The 16,629-nt window shown below is 63.7% G+C and carries 14 protein-coding genes; 11 read left to right on the top strand and 3 right to left on the bottom strand.

Going from position 1 to position 16,629, the window contains the following annotated elements; genetic code table 11:
• The first annotated feature begins 78 nt into the window (after nt 1–78).
• The 6 genes from RXV95_RS11035 (at nt 79) to RXV95_RS11010 (ending at nt 6,827) form a co-directional block, all read left to right on the top strand.
• Nucleotides 79–1,407 carry a sugar MFS transporter gene (locus RXV95_RS11035; RefSeq protein ID WP_338466104.1) on the top strand — a complete coding sequence of 443 codons (1,329 nt, stop codon included), beginning with the start codon at nt 79–81 and terminating at the stop codon, nt 1,405–1,407.
• Nucleotides 1,408–1,595: 188 nt separating this feature from the next.
• Nucleotides 1,596–3,833 carry a TonB-dependent siderophore receptor gene (locus RXV95_RS11030; protein WP_338466103.1) on the top strand — a complete coding sequence of 746 codons (2,238 nt, stop codon included), beginning with the start codon at nt 1,596–1,598 and terminating at the stop codon, nt 3,831–3,833.
• A gap of 22 nt (nt 3,834–3,855) precedes the next feature.
• On the top strand, nt 3,856–4,539 hold the full coding sequence (locus tag RXV95_RS11025) for a Fe2+-dependent dioxygenase (RefSeq protein WP_338466102.1): 684 nt from the start codon (nt 3,856–3,858) through the stop codon (nt 4,537–4,539).
• Nucleotides 4,540–4,596: 57 nt separating this feature from the next.
• Nucleotides 4,597–5,031 carry a hotdog fold thioesterase gene (locus RXV95_RS11020; protein ID WP_338466101.1) on the top strand — a complete coding sequence of 145 codons (435 nt, stop codon included), beginning with the start codon at nt 4,597–4,599 and terminating at the stop codon, nt 5,029–5,031.
• 214 nt (nt 5,032–5,245) lie between these two features.
• A complete protein-coding gene (locus RXV95_RS11015; protein ID WP_338466100.1) occupies nt 5,246–6,034 on the top strand; it encodes an SDR family NAD(P)-dependent oxidoreductase in 789 nt (262 codons plus the stop codon).
• 7 nt (nt 6,035–6,041) lie between these two features.
• Nucleotides 6,042–6,827, top strand: a complete 786-nt coding sequence (locus RXV95_RS11010) for an enoyl-CoA hydratase (RefSeq protein WP_338466099.1) — start codon at nt 6,042–6,044, stop codon at nt 6,825–6,827.
• 20 nt (nt 6,828–6,847) lie between these two features.
• On the opposite strand, the gene RXV95_RS11005 is transcribed toward RXV95_RS11010, so the two are convergent.
• Nucleotides 6,848–7,645 carry an enoyl-CoA hydratase/isomerase family protein gene (locus RXV95_RS11005; RefSeq protein WP_338466098.1) on the bottom strand — a complete coding sequence of 266 codons (798 nt, stop codon included), beginning with the start codon at nt 7,643–7,645 and terminating at the stop codon, nt 6,848–6,850.
• A gap of 228 nt (nt 7,646–7,873) precedes the next feature.
• Between RXV95_RS11005 and RXV95_RS11000 the strand changes: the two genes are divergently transcribed.
• The 3 genes from RXV95_RS11000 to RXV95_RS10990 are packed head-to-tail and all read left to right on the top strand — an operon-like array spanning nt 7,874 to nt 13,669.
• Entirely contained in the window at nt 7,874–9,049 is a 1,176-nt protein-coding gene (locus RXV95_RS11000; protein WP_338466097.1) for an efflux RND transporter periplasmic adaptor subunit, read from the top strand.
• Between the two features lie 7 nt (nt 9,050–9,056).
• Nucleotides 9,057–12,269 carry an efflux RND transporter permease subunit gene (locus RXV95_RS10995; protein ID WP_338466096.1) on the top strand — a complete coding sequence of 1,071 codons (3,213 nt, stop codon included), beginning with the start codon at nt 9,057–9,059 and terminating at the stop codon, nt 12,267–12,269.
• On the top strand, nt 12,266–13,669 hold the full coding sequence (locus tag RXV95_RS10990; protein WP_338466095.1) for an efflux transporter outer membrane subunit: 1,404 nt from the start codon (nt 12,266–12,268) through the stop codon (nt 13,667–13,669). The genes RXV95_RS10995 and RXV95_RS10990 overlap by 4 nt, the downstream gene beginning before the upstream one ends.
• Before the next feature lies 1 nt (nt 13,670).
• On the opposite strand, the gene RXV95_RS10985 is transcribed toward RXV95_RS10990, so the two are convergent.
• Together RXV95_RS10985 and RXV95_RS10980 are read right to left on the bottom strand one after the other, a co-directional pair.
• Nucleotides 13,671–14,192 carry a DUF3237 domain-containing protein gene (locus RXV95_RS10985; RefSeq protein ID WP_338466094.1) on the bottom strand — a complete coding sequence of 174 codons (522 nt, stop codon included), beginning with the start codon at nt 14,190–14,192 and terminating at the stop codon, nt 13,671–13,673.
• A complete protein-coding gene (locus RXV95_RS10980) occupies nt 14,192–14,554 on the bottom strand; it encodes a hypothetical protein (RefSeq protein ID WP_338466093.1) in 363 nt (120 codons plus the stop codon). Before RXV95_RS10980 ends, RXV95_RS10985 begins: the two co-directional genes overlap by 1 nt.
• A gap of 108 nt (nt 14,555–14,662) precedes the next feature.
• On the opposite strand from RXV95_RS10980, the gene RXV95_RS10975 reads away from it, so the two are divergent.
• Both RXV95_RS10975 and RXV95_RS10970 read left to right on the top strand, forming a co-directional pair.
• On the top strand, nt 14,663–16,234 hold the full coding sequence (locus RXV95_RS10975) for an FAD-binding oxidoreductase (protein WP_338466092.1): 1,572 nt from the start codon (nt 14,663–14,665) through the stop codon (nt 16,232–16,234).
• Nucleotides 16,231–16,620, top strand: a complete 390-nt coding sequence (locus tag RXV95_RS10970; protein ID WP_338466091.1) for a cytochrome c — start codon at nt 16,231–16,233, stop codon at nt 16,618–16,620. Before RXV95_RS10975 ends, RXV95_RS10970 begins: the two co-directional genes overlap by 4 nt.
• Nucleotides 16,621–16,629: the final 9 nt, after the last annotated feature.

Here is a 16,629-nt window from a genome sequence, read left to right as displayed (position 1 = left end):
TGGACGCCTGCCCGAAGCAGTGCCATCCGCTTCGTTTTGCAGCGGCAAGAAATCCACGGGACTTGAGAGGATTCGCGAATGGCACTGGCTCCCCAAGCATCGAGCAGTACGGATTCCGTGCCCCTGGAGGACGAGGGCACGCATATCGATGCGCCGAAGCTGCAGTTCTTCGTGTTCGCGCTGTTTTTCATCTTCGGGGGGATCACGTCGCTCAATGACGTGATCATTCCCAAGCTGAAAGAGCTGTTCACGCTCAACTACATGCAGGCGATGCTGGTGCAGACGGCGTTCTTCGCGGCCTATGCGATCATTGGCATACCCGGCGCGGCGCTGGTCAAGAAGGTGGGCTATATGCGCGGCGCGGTGATCGGGCTGCTTACGATGATGGCGGGGTGCCTGCTGTTCATTCCCGCCTCGTCGAGCGCGAAGTTCATCGTGTTCCTGCTGGCGCTGTTCATCCTGGCGAGCGGTGTGGTGATCGTGCAGGTCGTGTCGAACCCGCTGATCAGCCTGCTTGGCCCGCCCAAGACCGCACACAGCCGGCTGACGTTTGCACAGGCATTCAACTCGCTGGGCACGACCGTCTTCCCGCGCGTGGGATCGGCGCTGATCCTGGGCAGCCTTGCAGGCGTGAGCGCGGCGCAGCTGTCCGGCCCTGCGCTCGACGCCTATCGCACGGCGGAGACGCAGGCGATTGTCCATACCTACCTGGGCCTTGCCACCGCGCTGGCGGTGGTGGCGGGCGTGGTGTGGCTGTTCCGCAACGAGCTGAAGGGCGAGCGGCACGAACAGGGATCGCTGCTTTCGGGCTTCCATCTGCTCAGGCGCACGCGCTTCGGGTTCGGGGCGGCGTGCATCTTCCTTTACGTGGGCGCCGAAGTCGCGATCGGGTCGATGATCGTCAACTACCTTGAACAGGCGCACGTGCTGGGGCTGGACCAGACCTCTGCCGGCGGGATGATCATGTTCTACTGGGGCGGGGCGATGGTCGGGCGGTTCATCGGCTCTGTGGTGCTGCGGTTGGTGAGCCCCGGCAAGGTGCTGGCGTTCAACGCGATGGGCGCCATCGCGCTGATCCTGATTTCGGCGAACAGCGCGGGCGTTCTGGCAGGCTACAGCCTGCTGGCAATCGGCCTGATGAACTCGATCATGTTCCCCACGATTTTCAGCCTCGCGTGCGAAGGGCTTGGTCCGCGCGCGGCGGACGGATCGGGGGTGATCAACGTGGCGATCGTGGGCGGGGCAATCGTGCCGCCGCTGACCGGGCATTTCGCGGACGTGACCGGCAGCCTGTCGCTCGCCCTCGCGATTCCCGCCACCTGCTACGCCATCATCGCCGCTTTCGGCATATTCGCCAGACGACCTGCGCCCGAATTGGTCGCAAGCGAGGCGGGTGCCTTCGCCTGACATTACATACGCGGCCCGCATGATGCGGGCCTTTGCGAAAATCGAAGGCCCGGTGCGATGCGCCGGGCCTTTTTTGTGCGCCTCTGACGGAAAAATGCGAATGCATCGCAATTGCATTGACTTTGCGAACGACTCGCAATAGCAGGGCGGCGACCAACACGACCAGCCATCACATCAGGGGAGTTTTCATGTCGTCGCTTCGTTCCGCACCGGTTTCCGGTGCCCTGCTTGCCTCGTCCCTGGCAGCCGCACTTGCCGTGCCTGCCCATGCCGAGGAAGCGGCCGACGGGCCGAACATCGTCGTCATCGGGCAGCGCGAAGCCGACGCCAATCCGAACGCGGACAAGGATGCTCCCTTCAAGGTGAACAAGTCGCAGAACGAAAAGTTCACCGAGCCGCTGCGCGATACGCCCAAGTCGGTGACCGCGATCCCCAAGGAAGTGATCGATGCGATCGGCGCAACCAGCTTCCGCGAGGTCGTTCGCTCCACCCCCGGCGTCACACTTGGCACGGGCGAGGGAGGGAACGCCTTTGGCGACCGCATCTTCATCCGCGGGTTCGAAGCGCGCAACGACGTCTATATCGATGGGCTCCGCGATCCAGGCGTGACCAGCCGGGAAACGTTCGCGGTTGAGCAAATCGAGGTCGTGAAAGGCCCTTCGGGTGCCTATGGCGGGCGGGGCACGACGGGCGGCCTTGTCAGCGTGCAGTCCAAGCGCGCGAATTTCGACCGCAGTTTCGCTGTACTTGACGCCGGCGTCGGCACCGATTCCTATACGCGTGAAACCGCCGACGTGAACTACGTCATCTCCGACAAGGCGGCGCTGCGGGTGAACGGACTCTATCATTATGCCGACACGCCGGGCCGTGATTTTGTCTATTCGCGGCGCTGGGGCGCCACGGCGGCGCTGTCGGTCAAGCCGGCGGACAACCTGACGATCAGCGCGGACTATTACTATTACCGCCTGCGCGGGCTGCCCGACTACGGCATCCCGTTCGATCCGAACACGATGCGACCGGGCAACGTCGATCGCACCAACTTCTATGGCGTACTGGCCCGCGATTTCATCGAGAACGACGCGGACGTGGCAACGCTGCGCATCGAATGGCAGCCGGCCGAAAACGTCACCCTGCGTTCGACCACCCGCTATGGCGAAACGGCCAATCGCTATGTTGTCGGCGCGCCCGAACGGCCCGACCTGTCCTCTTCGAATCCGGATGACTGGACGGCAACGTCAAACCCCAAGAACTCCAACCGCAGGAACCGCTATTGGGCCAATGCGACGGATATGACCGCGCGCTTCGCCACGGGCGGGATCGAGCACGCCGTGGTGGCCGGCGCGGAGTTCGCGGACGAGCGTGTACGCAACCAGCCTTATGGCTTCGATTCGATCAACGTCGGCACCGCGGACAACCCGGTCTATGTAAGCCCGAGCGGCGTGGTGATGAGCTATCTCCATCCCGACCCGACCGTTGCGTTCGATTTCCCGCTCACGCTCGGCTCGGTCAGCAACACCCGTGTGAAGTCGGCGGCTGGCTATATTGTCGATACCGTCAAGCTGACGCCGCATCTTTCTGTGCTGCTCGGCGGGCGTTACGACCGTTTCGACCTGAGTTACGACTCCGAGGATGCCGACGGGCGCACGCCGGGTCTCCAGCCGCTAAAGCTTGGCTATGACAAGGGCTTCTGGAACTGGCAGGCGAGCGTCATCTACAAGCCGTCCACACCGCTGACATTCTATGCCAGCTATGCCACTTCGACCAACCCTTCGGGTGAGCAGATCGATGGCAGCGGTGCCAGTTACGATGGCATTTCCGAAGCCACCGTCAATCTTGAGCCGGAGAAGAACAAGGCCTGGGAACTGGGCGCCAAGTGGGAAGTGGCCGACGATCTGTTGCTGACCGCCGCGCTGTTCCGCATCGACAAGGACAATGCGCGCGAAAACGCGGGTGGCGGTGTCTATGTTTCGGCGGGCAAATTGCGCTCGCAAGGCTTCGAGGCAAGCGTTGCCGGAACGGTGTTCGGGCGGCTCCAGTTGTTCGGCGGCTATTCCTATAACGATGCTACCATTATCGCATCGTCCGATCCCGCGAACGTGGGCAAGCGCTTCGCCAACGTGCCGCAACACTCCGGATCGCTGCTGGCAACGTGGACCTTCGGCAAGCGCTTCGAAATCGGCGGCCAGGTCTATGCGCAGAGCCGGATCTATGGCGGCACCACGTTTGCGCGCGATACCTCGGTTCCGGGATATGTGCGCTTCGATGCGGTCGCGCGGTTCCGCGTGAACAACGGCCTGGACTTGCGGCTCAACGTGCTGAACCTGACCGACAAGGTCTATTACGACGCGATCTATCGTTCCGGCACGCCTTTCGCCTATATCGCCCCCGGCCGGTCCGCGATGGTGACGGCGACCGCACGGTTCTGAGGACAAGGGAAGAAAAGGGACGATGCTGATCGCGATACCCGATGTGCTTGAGCGCGAGGCCGCCCTGGCCTTGCGCGAAAAGCTGGCCGCCGCCGAATGGATTGACGGTAACGTTACCAGCGGCGGCGGCGCGGCGCTGGCCAAGCGCAATCGTCAGCTTCCCGAAGACGGCGCGGCGGCGCGAGAGGCGCAGGGCATCGTGGGCCGCGCGCTGGGCGCAAGCCCGGTATTCCTGTCCGCCGCGCTGCCCGCCACCATCTTTCCGCCGCTGTTCAACCGCTATGGTCCGGGTGAGACGTTTGCCGCCCATGTCGACAATGCGATCCGCGTGCACGGGCAGACCGGTACGCGGATCCGCACCGACCTTTCGGCGACCCTGTTCCTCACCGATCCCGAAGACTATGACGGCGGAGAACTGGTGATCGAGGGCAATTTCGGCGAGGCGCGTTACAAGCTGCCCGCCGGGCACATGCTGCTCTATCCATCGACAAGCCTGCACCGCGTGACAGAGGTGACGCGCGGCGAACGCATATCGTGCTTCCTGTGGCTGCAATCGATGGTGCGCGATGCGGATTCGCGTGAACTGCTGTTCGATCTGGACCAGACGGTCCAGTCCCTGACCGCGCAGCGCGGCGGCGACGATGCAGAGGTGCTTCGCCTGACGCAGATCTATCACAACCTCGTGCGTCGCTGGGCCGAAGCCTGACGGCAACGGATCGGTTCCCGATTGCAACCGACTGCCGCTTGGGCCAGACACGCGCTCATGATCTGGTGGAACAACGAAAAGCCGTCGATGGAACGGCTGACGCGGCTGGGGGCGAAGGCGATGCCGGCGCACCTCGGCATGGAATTCGTCGATTGCGGAGACGACTGGATTACCGCGCGCATGCCGGTCGACGAACGCACACAGCAGCCGTTCCAGCGGCTGCATGGCGGGGCATCGGTGGCGCTGGCCGAAACGGTAGGTTCGATGGCGGCCTCGATGTGTGTCGATCCGACGCGGTTCGTGGCGGTCGGCATGGAAATCAACGCCAATCACATCCGCCCGGCCTATTCCGGATTCGTCCACGCCACGGCGCGTCCGGAAAATATCGGGCGCACCACCCACGTCTGGTCGATCCGGATCGAGGACGAGGCCGGGAAGCTGGTCTGCATCTCGCGGTTTACCGTCGCGGTTATCCCGATCGACCGGAAATAGCGCCTCTTGCCCCAAGTCGCGCTTGACCGCGCCGGGTTTAAGTGCACGATTAAATTCGTGATCCGCGCCGGAACGGACGCCGCGACACGGGAGAGAAGACAGGGCCGTTTCCGACAACGGGCCTGTGCACAGTGGCGCGCCGGATCATCCGGTCCTGCGGTTCTGCTTCCGGTCATGCGCATCCGGGTCCGGCACACCCCGAGGAGGACCGACAATGACCGATTTCCCGCTTCCCAACGACTCCACCGATCTTTCCGGCCACGTTGCGCTTGTAACCGGCGCGTCGTCCGGCCTCGGCGCACGGTTCGCCCGCGTATTGGCGGCCAAGGGAGCAAAAGTGGCGCTGTGCGCCCGGCGCAAGGACCGGCTAGAGGCGCTGGCCGATGAGATCCGCGGGGCGGGTGGCGAAGCGATTGCCGTGCAGATGGACGCGACGGACGCGGATTCGATGATCGCCGCCGTGGACGCGGCCGAAGGCGCCTTCGGCATTGTCGATATCCTTGTGAACAACGCGGGGATGCCCGATGCACAACGTGCGCACAAGATGAGCCTGGACCTGGTCGACAACGTGATCGGCGTGAACCTTCGCGGCCCATGGGTTCTTTCCTGCGAAGTGGCGCGGCGGCTGATCGCGGCGAAGAAACCGGGGCGGATGGTCAACATCAGCTCGGTCGCGCACTATCGATATGACGGGGGCGGGGCAGCGCTCTATGCCGTTACAAAGACCGCGATCGCGCGCATGACCGAGGCGCTCTCGGTCGAATGGGCGCATTACAACATCAACGTGAACGCCATCGCGCCGGGCATGTTCGTTTCCGAGATGACCGACGGCATGTTCGAACGGATGGGCGGCAATCCCGCGCCGCACTTGCCGCGCAAGCGCGTTCCGGTGCCCGCCCAGATGGATTCGACGCTGCTCTATCTGGTCGGGCCGTCCAGCGAATGCGTGACGGGCGCGGTAATTCGTATCGATGACGGGCAAAGCGCCCGCACGCGCATGTAAGGGAGCGATGACGATGCTGGTAACGATAGAACGCGACGGCCCCGTGGCCATCGTCACGCTGAACCGTCCGGAGGCGATGAATGCGCTATCGCGCGCGTTGCGGGCCGAACTGGCGACGGCGATGCGCACGGTCGCGGCGGACGACGATGTGCGCTGCGTGATCCTGACGGGTGCGGGCGATCGCGCGTTTACCGCCGGGCTCGACCTGAAGGAACTGGGCTCGGACACGTCGAACCTGGGCGCGGCGAATGCGGAAGGCGCCAACGAAAATCCGGTGAAGGCGATCGAACAGTGCGCCAAGCCCGTCATCGGAGCGATCAACGGCGTTGCGATCACCGGCGGGTTCGAAGTCGCGCTTGCCTGCGATATCCTGATCGCGGGCGAAAACGCGCGCTTTGCCGATACGCATGCGCGCGTGGGGATCATGCCGGGGTGGGGCTTGTCGCAAAAGCTGTCGCGCATGATCGGTATCGGCCGCGCCAAGGAACTTTCGCTGTCGGGCAATTTCCTTGATGCGCGGACGGCGGCGCAATGGGGCTTGGTCAATCGCGTCGTGCCGCAAGCCGATCTCTTGGCCGAGGCGAAACGGCTGGCGAACGATATCGCGGGCGTGGAGCCGGTGATGGTGCAGACTTACAAACGCCTGATAGACGAAGGCTATGGAATGACCTTTTCAGACGGCATGGCGCACGAACACGCGGCTTCGTCTGCCGCCAATCGACAGGTTGCCGCAGGCGATGTGGAGGCACGGCGCCGCGCGGTGATGGAACGCGGGCGCGGACAGTCGGCCTAGACGCTCACCTCCAGGCCCGATCAGCGATCGTGAAATTCAGGCGCGCGCTTTGCCAGGAAGGCGGTGCGCGCCTCAAGCGCGTCTTCGGTCGGGCTTAGCAGGATCTGCTGCCGGTCTTCGATGGCAAATGCGTGTTCCATTGATGCGGCATCGATGTTGAGGTTCAGCGCGTCCTTGGTAAGCCGCAGGCCCATCGGGCTGGTCAGCAGCATTTCACCGGCCAGCGACAGCGCTTTGTCCAGAATCCCTTCCTGCGGGACGATCTCGCTCACAAGCCCGCAGGAAAGCGCCTTTTCCGCCACCATGAAGCGCCCGGTAAGCAGGTATTCGCTGGCAACCGACGATCCGACAAGGCGCGGCAGGAAATAGCTGGCGCCCATGTCGCACCCGCCAAGCCCGATCTTGATGTAGGCGGCATTCATCCTGAGATCGGGCGTTCCGTACCGCACGTCGCTTGCCAGCAGCAGGGAAAAGCCGCCGCCACAGGCCGCACCCTGTGCGCAGGCGATGACGGGTTGCGGACATTTGCGCATGGCCTGCATGACGCTGGCGATCGTACGCTGCGTGCGCCAGACGTGTTGCATGGCCCCGCGCGATCCGTCGTTCTTCCACGCCCCGAAATCGAGCCCGGCGCAAAACGCCCGGCCTTCGGCACGCAGGATCACCACGCGAACGTCCTGCCGGTCGGCCAGCCCCGTGAAATAATCGCGCAAGCCGAAGATCAGGCCCTCGTTCATGGCATTGAGCCGGTCGGGCCGGTTGAGTGTCACGATTTCCACTTCGTCGCGACGTTCCACGATCAACGGTTGATCCGCCATGCCTTGATCCTTCCAGACTTTCCCAAAAGCCAAATTTTGCGCGAATGCGTTTTCCGGGAGGGTACTTAGGTTTAATCGATCGATTAAGGCAAGTCCGGCATAGGGTGGTTGCCAATGTCACAAATTGTCGCAGTGAAAGGAAGCATGCTTGCATTTGTGAGCAGATGCAGCAAAAGGATGCAAATCCTAACCTTGCGACCAGATAAACCGGAGCAGACGAAGCACCCTATGCGCGTCCCGCCAGTCGTCAGATTCGGGCTGCCCGCCCTGGTTTCCCTTGCGCTCGTTTCCTGTTCGGGCGGCGATGCCCAGAATGCGAAGCGCCCGGCGCCGACCGTCGGCTTTGTCGCGGTGAAGCCATCGTCGGTGCCGGTCCCCGTGAACCTCGGCGGGCGCGTCGTCGCCTTCGAGACAAGCGAAGTGCGGCCGCAGGTCAGCGGTTTGATCAAGCGCCGCTTCTTCGACGAAGGCGGCTATGTGAAGGCGGGCCAGCCGCTGTTCCAGATCGATCCCAGCCTTTACAGTGCCGCGGTCGCCCAAGCGCAGGCCAACCTGACCAGCGCGCAGGCGAGCGCAGAGGCAGCGAGCGCCAAGGCAGAGCGGTACAAGCCGCTTGTCGAAATGGAAGCAGTGGCCAAGCAGGATTACACCGATGTGCTGGCCGCGTCCCGACAGGCAAAGGCGCAAGTCGCACAGGCACGCGCCGCGCTTCAGACCGCCAGGGTGAACCTTCGCTTCACAACCGTGCCCGCGCCGATCAGCGGGCGCATAGGGCGATCGCTATTTACCGTCGGTGCGCTGGTCAGCGGAAACCAGACCGAACCGCTTGCCGTCATACAGCGTACCGATCCGGTTTACGTCGATATGCAGCAATCGGCGGGCGACCTGACGCGGCTGAGGCAGAAACTCGCCGCGGGCGGCGTTTCTCCCGGCAGCACGACAGTACACCTCAAGCTGGACGACGGCAGCGACTATGGCTTTGTCGGGAAAGTGCAGTTCTCGGAAGTGACGGTCAGCCAGGGTACGGGCACGGTCACCCTGCGCGCGCGTTTTCCCAATCCCAAGGGGCTTCTGCTGCCCGGTATGTTCGTAAACGCCGTGTTCGACCAGGCAACGGACAGGAACGCCTATCTTGTTCCGCAACAGGGCGTGCAACGCGATTTCACCGGTGCGGCCTATGTCATGCTTGTCGGCAAGGACGGCAAGGCCATGCGGCGTACCGTCACCGCCGACCGCACATCGGGCGAAAACTGGGTGGTGACCGGCGGGCTCGCTCCCGGAGACAAGGTCATCACGCAAGGGCTCAACAACCTGAAGAGCGGTACGCCGGTAAAGGCCGTGCCGGCGTCCACGCCGCAGAAGGTGGGCGCACCGGCCGGCGGCGCGGGCAAGCAGGGCGGCTGACGACCAGATGTCGCGCATCTTCATCGATCGGCCGATCTTTGCCTGGGTGCTGGCGATCATCGTCATGCTGGGCGGCATCGGCGCGCTGTTGACCCTGCCGATAGAGCAGTATCCCGACATCGCGCCCACCAATGTGCACATTCGCGCCAATTATCCCGGCGCCTCCGCGGAAACGGTCGAAAACAGCGTAACGCAAATCATAGAGCAGCAGCTGACCGGTATCGACGGTTTGCTCTATTTCAGCTCGCAATCGAGTTCGCAGGGCTCTGCATCGATCACCGCCACTTTCGCCAAGGGCACGAATCCGGACATTGCCCAGGTCCAGGTGCAGAACAAGGTCCAGTCCGCGATCCCGCGCTTGCCGCAGCAGGTCCAGGCGCAAGGCGTGACGGTTACGAAATCCAATCCCGACCGGCTGTTGCTGCTGGTGGTCTTCGACAAGACCAACACGCGGTCGAACGACGATGTGGCCGATTATGTCACATCGAACATCCAGGACCCGCTGTCGCGCGTGGAAGGCGTGGGCGACGTTAACGTCTATGGTGCGCCGCATGCGATGCGGATCTGGCTCAACCCGCAGAAACTCGCGGCCGTGGGTCTTATGCCCAGCGACGTTATCTCCGCGATTCAAGCGCAGAACACCGAAGTAGCGGCGGGCGAGATCGGCGGTCTGCCCGCGCCCAAGGGGCAGATGCTGAACGCGACGGTTACCGCTTTGTCGAAGTTGCAGACGCCCGAACAGTTCGCGGCGATTGTGGTAAAGACCGCGCCGGACGGATCGACCGTGCGGCTAGGCGATGTGGCGCGCGTCGAAATGGGTTCGCAGTCCTATGACACTATACGCCGCGTGAACGGCCATCCGGGCGCGGGCATTTCGATTTCGCTGTCGCCGGGCGCGGATGCGCTGCGCACCGCAGAACTTGTCAAAGCGCGTATGGCGGACCTTGAAAAAGGGCTGCCGGACGGACTGCAGGTCGCTTACGCGGAAGATACCACATCGTTCATCAAGCTGTCGGTGGAAGAGGTGGAGAAATCGCTGTTCGAAGCGATCCTTCTGGTCATCGTGGTGATGTTCGTGTTCCTGCAAAGCTGGCGGGCCACGCTGATCCCGGCGATTGCGGTGCCGGTGGTTCTGCTGGGCACGTTCGGCGTGTTTTCGATCGTCGGATTTTCGATCAATACCCTGACGTTGTTCGGCCTTGTCCTCGCCATCGGCCTGTTGGTCGACGATGCGATCGTGGTGGTCGAAAATGTCGAGCGGCTGATGGAAGAAAACCCGGGCATGACCCCGCGCGAGGCGACGATCGAATCGATGCGCGAAATCCAGATCGCGCTTGTCGCCATTGCGCTGGTGCTGTCCGCCGTGTTCCTGCCGATGGCGTTCTTCGGCGGCTCCACCGGCGTGATCTACAAGCAGTTTTCGATCACGATCATTTCCGCAATGGTTCTTTCGGTACTCGTCGCCCTGGTGCTGAGCCCGGCGCTTACCGCGACATTGCTGAAGCGCAAGTCGGACGAACCGGGGCAGACGTGGCTGGATCGGCACTGGCCGTCGTTAGCGCGCGCGATGCACCGCGGCCAGGTACGCTTCAACGAGGGGTTCCACGCGCTTTCCACGCGGTATCGCGACACGATCAGCTGGATCGTCACGCGCAAGTGGATGTTCCTTGGTGGATACGTGGTGCTGGTGGGCATCCTGGCGTTGCTGTTCGTGCGTCTGCCGACGGGGTTCCTGCCCAACGAGGACCAGGGCAGCGTGTTCATGCAATTCCGCCTGCCGGCGGGTGCGACAATCGAACGCGCGGAGAAGACGGCGCTTCGCGTGCAAAAATACCTGCTCGACGAGGAAGGGAAGAATATCAACATCCTGTTCGTGCTCGCCGGCGGCGGTCGCGGCGCAGGCGGTCAGAATCAGGGCCTTGCTTTCATGAAACTGGTCGACTGGGACCAGCGCCCGGGCACCGGAAACACCGCACAGGCAATCGCCACGCGAACCAACAAGGCCTTGCGCGGACTGCGCGACGCGCAGGTCTTCGTGATGGTCCCTGGCGCGATCCGCGGGCTTAGCTCGTCCGACGGGTTCACGATGGAACTGCGCAATTCGGGCGGCCTGACGCGCAAGCAGTTCGACAAGGCGCGCGACGACCTGCTGGAAGCAGCCAACGCGGACCCCAAGCTGACATCGGTTCGCCTGTCTGACCTGCCCGATGTCGCTACGTTGAAAGTGGATACCGATACCCAGCGGCTTGCCGCCTATGGCCTGACCCAGGCCGATGTGAACGCGACGCTTTCGACCGCGTGGGGCGGCCGTTACGTGAACGACTTTATCGACAAGGGGCGTGTCAAGCGCGTCTATGTGCAGGGCGATGCGGCCTATCGCGCTTCCCCCGCCGATCTTTCGCAATGGTATGTGCGTGGATCTTCCGGCCAGATGACTCCGTTTTCCGCGTTCTCTACGATCAAGTGGGCAACAACCCCGACCAGCACTTCGCGCTTCAACGGTTTGCCGGCTTACGAGTTTTCGGGGCAGGCGGCGCCGGGCGTCAGTTCGGGCGAGGCGATGGACGAAATAGCCGCGCTGGCGGCGAAGATTCCGGGCACCAGCGTCGAATGGTCCGGTTCATCCTATGAACAGCACCAGTCGACGACGCAGGCACCGGTCCTCTATGCGCTTTCGCTGCTGGTCGTATTCCTGTGCCTGGCCGCGCTTTACGAAAGCTGGTCGATCCCGGTGGCGGTTCTGCTCGTGATTCCGCTGGGCCTTCTGGGGGCGATCCTGGCGGTGACGCTGCGCGGGCTTGAAAACGATGTCTATCTCCAGATCGGGTTGCTCACCACGATGGGGCTGGCCGCAAAGAACGCCATCCTGATGATCGAGTTTGCCGAGCAGGAGGAAAAGAAAGGCGCGCGCGTGATCGACGCCGCGCTGGAAGCCGCGCGCATTCGCCTGCGGCCGATCCTGATGACCAGCTTTGCGTTCATCTTCGGCGTGCTGCCGCTTGCCCTTTCCACCGGCGCGGGCGCGAACAGCCGTATCGCGATCGGCACGTCGGTGATTGGCGGCATGCTGGCGGCGACGATCCTTGCGGTCTTCTATATCCCGCTGTTCTTCGTGCTGGTGCGGCGCGGCACGCGCGACACGCTGAAAGCCCTGCAGGAAAAGCTGGGGCATCGCGAGGACAACCCTGCGGCGCAAGATGGCGGGGAGGCGACGGCGTGAAACGCCTGGTGATCCTTGCCGCGCCCGCCGTGCTGAGTGCCTGCTCGCTCGCGCCGCGCACGCAATTGCCGGCAGCTCCCGTCCCGGCGTCATGGCCGGAAGGCGATGCCTACCTTGCGCAAAGCGAGGCAGACCTGCCGACGGTATCGTTTACCCGGGTTTTTCGCGATCCGCGCCTGCAGAAGCTGGTTGAAACAGCGCTTGCCAATAACCGCGACCTTCGCGTTGCGGCGGCCAACCTGGAAGCCGCACGCGCGCAGGTCCGCGTGACCCGGTCTGCCCAGTTTCCGGAAATCGGCGTAAGCGCGTCGGCCTCCACAACGCAGATCGGCACGGGCAACAGCGCCGTCACGTCCGATCTTTACCAGGTCCAGGGCGGCGTCTCCAGCTTTGAGCTGGACCTGTTCGGCAAGCTGACGAATGCCACGGCGGCGCAGCGCGACCGGGCGCTTTCGACCGAAGCGGCCGCGCGGACCGTGCGGCTTGGCCTTGTATCGGATATCGCCAGCGCATGGGCCACATATGCGGCCGATCGCGATCTGCTGGCCATCGCGCAAGGGACGGCAAATGTCGCTCGCGAAAGCGTGCGGCTCACCCGCGCCAGGCTGGACAACGGCATCGCGCCGCGCACCGATCTAAGCCAGGCGCAGCAAATTCTCGCGACCGCAGAAGGCAATATCGCGGTCCAGAAAACCGCGCTGGCGCAGGACGTGAACCTTCTGCGGCTTCTTGCCGGGACCGAGATCGATCCCGCGCTGTTGCCGGATAGCCTTGCCGGCATCGATACCAGCTTCGCCGCGCTTCCGGCGGGTCTCAGGTCCGGCGTTCTGTTGCGGCGCCCGGATGTCGTCCAGGCCGAATACCAGCTTCGCGCCGCGAACGCGGATATCGGCGTGGCGCGTGCGCAACTGTTTCCGTCGATCTCGCTTACCGGCCTGCTGGGCTTTGCCAGCGATGCGCTGTCGAACCTGTTCGCGGGCGGGGCTTTCAAGGCGACGTCTGCCGGCGACGCAAGCTATTCGATCTTCAACGCGGGTGGGGCGCGCGCCAACGTAAAGGTCAGCGAAGCGCAGCGCGATGCGGCGCTGGCGACCTATGAAAAGGCGATCCAGACGGCGTTCCGCGAAGTGTCCGATGCGCTGGCCACACAGGGCACGCTTGGCGAGCGCCTGCGCGCAGCCCATGCGAATACCGAAGCGGCGGCCACGACCGCGCGGTTGACCGATGCGCGCTACAAGGGCGGGATCGACAGCTTCCTGACCAGCCTTGTCGCGCAGCGCAGCCTCTATTCGGCGCGGCAGTCGGAAGTCGCGGTTCGGCTCGCCTCGGTGCTCAACCGCGTGACGCTTTACCGCGTGCTGGGCGGGGACCAGGCGACAGCCGAAGCCGGCGCGAATTAGGTCAAAGCAGCGCGAAATAACGGATTGTGTTGCCGTCGCGCTGGCGGCTGCCGATCCCGATGAAGATGTGCCGCATCAGCCATTCGTGCGGCCCTTTCGGGCATTCGAACGAAGGCGCAGCGCGCAGGTAAAATTCCTCGAACGGCACTTCGGGACCATCGCGAAACATCCAGTCCTGCATCCGCCGGATCGTGTCGGGCTGGCGGCCCCACAGGTATCCGCGGTTGTGCATCAGGATGCGCGTTCCGTCATCGGCCTGGAGCATATAGCGCGCGTCGGTTGCCAGAACGTCGTCGGGGCGGAACTGCGCCCAGTCCCCGCCGCTGCCGGGCAGGACGATGCCGTTGAGTTTCGGCCCGGAGATTGTTCCGCTGTCGATATAGACAAAACCGCGCCCGGCGCCCGTCGGCAGGTCGGGCAGGCTTTCGTGCTTCTGGAAATTGATGCGAATCTCGAATGCGAATTCCAGCTTTGGCTCTGTGGGAAGGGACGTGCCCTCGAAAGGCGAAAAGGGCGGTTCCATCAGCCCAACACCCATGTAAACAGCGTGTCCCGGCGCTTTTCGGCGCGCAAGCGCAGGCCCTGTTCGGCGGCTATGCCGCGCAGGACGACAAGGTCTGCCCAGGTCGTGCAGCCGGAAACGGGGCCGCGATGGCCCGCCAGTTCAGCGTGCCAGAAACGCACCGAATCGCCCTTCAACGGCACCAGGCGCGTCCCGGGACCGGCTTGCGCGCGGGCAATGGCCTTCGAGGCCGGGCGGGCCGGATCGAATATTGCCACCGGAATGAATTGATCTGCCGCCCTGGCCGCGGTGGGGCCAAGGGCCGCCATCGCCCCGGCGGCCATTCCGCCTGCCACGATGAATTCGCGTCGCGCCAGTTCCATGCCTGATCCCATCCTCTCGATCTGTGTTGCGGGGTTGACTATAACGATCGTTACGATAGATGCAATGGGGACGGCGCACCGATGACGCCGCGCCAGAGGAGAGCCTTGATGAGCGATGCCCCCCTGCCGCCCGGATTGGACCGCGCGTCCTATGACAAGGCGATGGCCGAGCTGCGTAGCGAGCTTGGCGACGCCAAGGTTCTGGATTCCCGGCTCGACCGGCAAACCTATCTCGATCCCTATGCCCTGGGCAGCGGGCTGGACCACGAATCCTGCGGCGCGCTGGCGCCAACCTCTGTCGAGGAAGTGCAGGCGATCGTCGGCATTGCCAACCGGCACAAGCTGCCGCTCTGGCCGGTCGCGCGCGGCAAGAACCTGGGTTATGGCGCGGCCGCCCCGGTGATGGCCGGAACCGCGATTGTCGACATGACGCGGATGAACCGGATTCTCGATGTGGATACGCAGTTCGCGCATTGCACGATCGAGCCGGGCGTCGGTTTCTACCAGATGGACCAGCACCTGACGGCGAACAATATCCCGCTGTGGATGTCCGTGCCCGCCAACGGCTGGGGATCGCTGGTCGGCAACGCGCTGGAACGCGGTATCGGCTATACGCCCTATGGCGATAACACCAGCAAGCTGTGCGGGCTGGAAGTGGTGATGCCGGACGGCAAACTGGTGCGCACCGGGCTTGGCGCGATGGATGGCAACAAGGCCTGGGCGAACTATCAATACGGGTTCGGGCCGAGCTGGGACCAGATGTTCGCGCAATCGAACTTCGGCATCGTGACGAAGGCCAACATGTGGATGATGCCCGAACCGGAGCTTTCGTTCCACGCGCTCGTCAACCTGCCCAAGATGGAAGACATCGTCTGGGCGATGGACGTCCTGGCCAAGCTGCGGCTTACGGGCGTGGTCGATCACAACGTGGTGTTCGGCAATTACCTGCACGATGCCAGCGCGATGACCACGCGGGCCGACTGGTATGACGGTCCCGGACCGATCCCTGACGACATCGCGGAAAAGATCCAGAAGAAGTTCAACGTCGGCTGGTGGACCTTCCACATCTCCGTTTATGGCGACGAGCCGGTGGCGCTGGCCAAGAAGGCGCTGATCGACGCCGCGTTCAAGGACAAGCTGGCAGAGCCGATCCCGTGGAAGCCGCTGCACGCCGGTGAGCCGCGCGAGGAATTCGCGGTGGCGGCGGGCAAGCCCTTCGTGCTGCCGCTGGCGGTGGTGAACTGGATGGGCGGGCGCGGCGGCCACATCGGCTTCTCGCCGATCATGCCGCCTTCGGGCAAGCTGGCGTGGGAGGCATTCCTGCGCCGCAAGAAACGCTTCGAGGCGGCGGGGCTGGACTATTATTCCAGCTTCACCGTCGGCCACCGCCACATCTCCAACGTCAACATGATCATCTACGACCGTGACGACGAGACGATGACGACGAAGGCGCATGACCTGTTCGTCCAGATGATCGCCGACGCGCGGGCAGAGGGTTACGGCGAGTACCGCACGCATATCGACTTCATGGACGCGGTTTCCAAAACCTACGATTACAACGGCGGCGCGCTGATGCGGCTGAACGAGGCGGTGAAGGACACGCTTGACCCCAACGGCATCATCGCGCCGGGCAAGAACGGCATCTGGCCGCAGCGCCTGCGCGCGGGGAGGACGGCATGAAGACCATCGCAACGCTTTCCCTGGCAATCGCCGCGCTGACCGCGGGCGGTGCCGCGCTGGCCCGGAAGCCGGTCGATCCCACGGCCAAGGCGCGCGCCGATTTCCCCGTCTATGCGGCGGAGGCGAAAAGCCCGGACGAGGCGGAGTTCCTGGCCCGTTGTGGCTATTGCCACCTCAAGATGGGTTTCGGCACGCTTTCGCTGATGAAGACACGCGGGCCGGACAAGGCGCTGCTTGCCAACCGCACGGACCTTGACGGCGGTTATATCCGCGCGGTGGTTCGAAACGGCATCATGGGCATGCCCGCGATCACCCGCGCCGAAGTGAGCGACGGGGAACTGGACAGCATCGTCCACTACCTTACGCGCAACAACCCGAAGAAGTGAGGGCACAAC

The organism is Novosphingobium sp. ZN18A2 (genome assembly GCF_036784765.1).
GTDB lineage: Bacteria > Pseudomonadota > Alphaproteobacteria > Sphingomonadales > Sphingomonadaceae > Novosphingobium.
Note: the sequence above shows the minus strand (reverse complement) of the source record. Positions and strands in the feature narration are given on the sequence as shown.

Excerpts from the sequence above, each read along its gene's own strand:
- RXV95_RS11035 (WP_338466104.1), top strand. The coding sequence starts at position 79 with ATGGCACTGGCTCCCCAAGCATCGAGCAGTACGGATTCCGTGCCCCTG.
- RXV95_RS11030 (WP_338466103.1), top strand. The coding sequence starts at position 1,596 with ATGTCGTCGCTTCGTTCCGCACCGGTTTCCGGTGCCCTGCTTGCCTCG.
- RXV95_RS11025 (WP_338466102.1), top strand. The coding sequence starts at position 3,856 with ATGCTGATCGCGATACCCGATGTGCTTGAGCGCGAGGCCGCCCTGGCC.
- RXV95_RS11020 (WP_338466101.1), top strand. The coding sequence starts at position 4,597 with ATGATCTGGTGGAACAACGAAAAGCCGTCGATGGAACGGCTGACGCGG.
- RXV95_RS11015 (WP_338466100.1), top strand. The coding sequence starts at position 5,246 with ATGACCGATTTCCCGCTTCCCAACGACTCCACCGATCTTTCCGGCCAC.
- RXV95_RS11010 (WP_338466099.1), top strand. The coding sequence starts at position 6,042 with ATGACGATGCTGGTAACGATAGAACGCGACGGCCCCGTGGCCATCGTC.
- RXV95_RS11005 (WP_338466098.1), bottom strand. The coding sequence starts at position 7,645 with ATGGCGGATCAACCGTTGATCGTGGAACGTCGCGACGAAGTGGAAATC.
- RXV95_RS11000 (WP_338466097.1), top strand. The coding sequence starts at position 7,874 with ATGCGCGTCCCGCCAGTCGTCAGATTCGGGCTGCCCGCCCTGGTTTCC.
- RXV95_RS10995 (WP_338466096.1), top strand. The coding sequence starts at position 9,057 with ATGTCGCGCATCTTCATCGATCGGCCGATCTTTGCCTGGGTGCTGGCG.
- RXV95_RS10985 (WP_338466094.1), bottom strand. The coding sequence starts at position 14,192 with ATGGAACCGCCCTTTTCGCCTTTCGAGGGCACGTCCCTTCCCACAGAG.
- RXV95_RS10980 (WP_338466093.1), bottom strand. The coding sequence starts at position 14,554 with ATGGAACTGGCGCGACGCGAATTCATCGTGGCAGGCGGAATGGCCGCC.
- RXV95_RS10975 (WP_338466092.1), top strand. The coding sequence starts at position 14,663 with ATGAGCGATGCCCCCCTGCCGCCCGGATTGGACCGCGCGTCCTATGAC.
- RXV95_RS10970 (WP_338466091.1), top strand. The coding sequence starts at position 16,231 with ATGAAGACCATCGCAACGCTTTCCCTGGCAATCGCCGCGCTGACCGCG.